The 1,902-nt window shown below is 39.0% G+C and carries 3 protein-coding genes; all 3 read right to left on the reverse strand.

What is annotated here, in order from left to right:
* The coding region (locus Q8907_16790; GenBank protein ID MDP4275926.1) for a cell shape determination protein CcmA at positions 1 to 399 on the reverse strand (399 nt) is incomplete at its 3' end.
* 84 nt (positions 400 to 483) lie between these two features.
* Positions 484 to 1,605: a glycan-binding surface protein gene (locus Q8907_16795; protein MDP4275927.1), complete on the reverse strand. Its 1,122-nt coding sequence runs from the start codon at positions 1,603 to 1,605 to the stop codon at positions 484 to 486.
* 24 nt (positions 1,606 to 1,629) lie between these two features.
* Positions 1,630 to 1,902, reverse strand: a 273-nt coding sequence (locus Q8907_16800; protein ID MDP4275928.1) for a RagB/SusD family nutrient uptake outer membrane protein, incomplete at its 5' end; no start/stop codon positions are given.

Below are 1,902 nucleotides of genomic sequence, written 5' to 3' on the forward strand. Positions count from 1 at the left end.
ATCTGCTTTTAGTGAAGTGGGTGAAAAACTTGCTATAGAAATGGGTTCCAGGAAGCTCAAATGCGTTTTTGTGACGATATCACCCGAAGGAGTTTTCAACGTTACTATACCGGGCATAGCATTTTGGGGTACAGTGAGGGTTATAAGCGTGGAAGTTCTTGCCGTAAATGCAGAAGCATCAATCACTATGTTATCAGGCAATACAATTGATGTAACCGCATCCAGATTTTCACCGATAAACCTTAATTCAGCTCCCCGTGCCACTGGCGAAGGGCCATAACTATTGAGAATAGTTACTCCAGCATTCCCTTCCTCCTTATTACATGATGTTGCCAGACCAATTGAGGTCACAAGGCAAACCCAAAAAAGCATCCGTATGTTAAATATCTTTTTCATCATATTTGAATTTATTTAAGGCAGGATGAAACAAACAGATTTCAAATTGCAAGATATTTGTTTCATCCTGATTATTTAAATGGCTTATTATTTGGACTTTGGTACTATTCTGAAATTGTCAAAGCACATATCACAATCATAGGTATCACCTCCATTGAATACGGCTCTTGTAAAATATCCACTAGAACTTAGTCCGAAGTTAGAATAACTTGCTGCAACTTCCTCAAATGGGATGGTCACGGTTTGCCATTCGCCTTTGGTATCATAAGGAGGGCTAAAAACGTAATCCCCATGGTCCCCATCCTTGGCTCCCATGCAAAACTTTATTTTTTGAGCATTATAGGGTTTTACTGTATTCAGCTCAAATTTTAAATAATACAGAGATGGTTTTAGTATGGCCTCATCTGGTATAGCCGTAGTATATATACCATTAAAAATTTCTGTCCACCAGCCGGATATGGTTCCTGTAACCCGGATATAATTTCCACTAATTTTGATGGGGTCACCCGTCCCGGGGTTACTTACTACCCATTTTGAACCGGACCAAGCATTCGACGGGAATGGGTCACTGCTTAGAATAATATTTCTATTGTCCCTAAAAAAGAAGTTGGATTGGGATGAACCAAAATTAGTGGCAACAGTAAGAAATCCAGGCTGAGCCCCTGCAGGAACTTTTACCTTAATGGTAGTTCCATCTGTTGAAACAGACTGTACTTCACCATTTACACCACCAGAAAAAGTTACAGTTAACGGTTCATAAAAGAAATGCCCATAGATAGTAGCCGTACCGCCTTCAGGAACATATTCACACAACATACTGCTGATTGAAGGTGCAGATATGATTATCTTAAAAGGATATTTCAGAGTATCTCCATTTGCAAATACAATTTTCAAAAGATTATCCACTTTTTTAGGAGCCGAGCTGGGCATAGTAAAAATAATAGTGGTACTTGTAACATAAGTTGGAGTCAAAGAAGCCTGAAGATCATCTATCCAAACCTCCTTTGCATATTGCAGATTTTCTCCTATAACTGCAATGGTATTGCTCTGATAGGCGCCAACCAGCAATGAATCCGATTTCTCCGGGTTGGTCACCCTTACATAAGATACCGTTGGCGTACCTTCTGATTCTTTCGAACAGGATGTATAGATACCCGTTATAGCAACTGCTATAAAGAACAAGAATATATAATTGACTATTTTTTTCATTTACTTATATTTTTAGCATTGGTACTACTTTTTGGTGGCATAATAATCCACTGCAGGTTTCAACAGGTTAGGCGCCTGAAGAAGTTCGACCGATGGAATAGGCAACAGGAAATTACCCTCATAAGCATTAATTTGTCTTTCTGTGGTACTCCATGGAGTTTTAACAAATTTCCATTGTGTTGGATTAGGAGAAACATCAGGATAAATCGCAAATACTCCCCTGTCCTGTGAATTTAAGATCTGAAAGGCCTTGTCCGGATTATAATAATGCAGGTTGACAAAATCATACCAGCCCAT

This window comes from Bacteroidota bacterium (genome assembly GCA_030706565.1).
Classification (GTDB): Bacteria; Bacteroidota; Bacteroidia; order Bacteroidales; family JAUZOH01; genus JAUZOH01.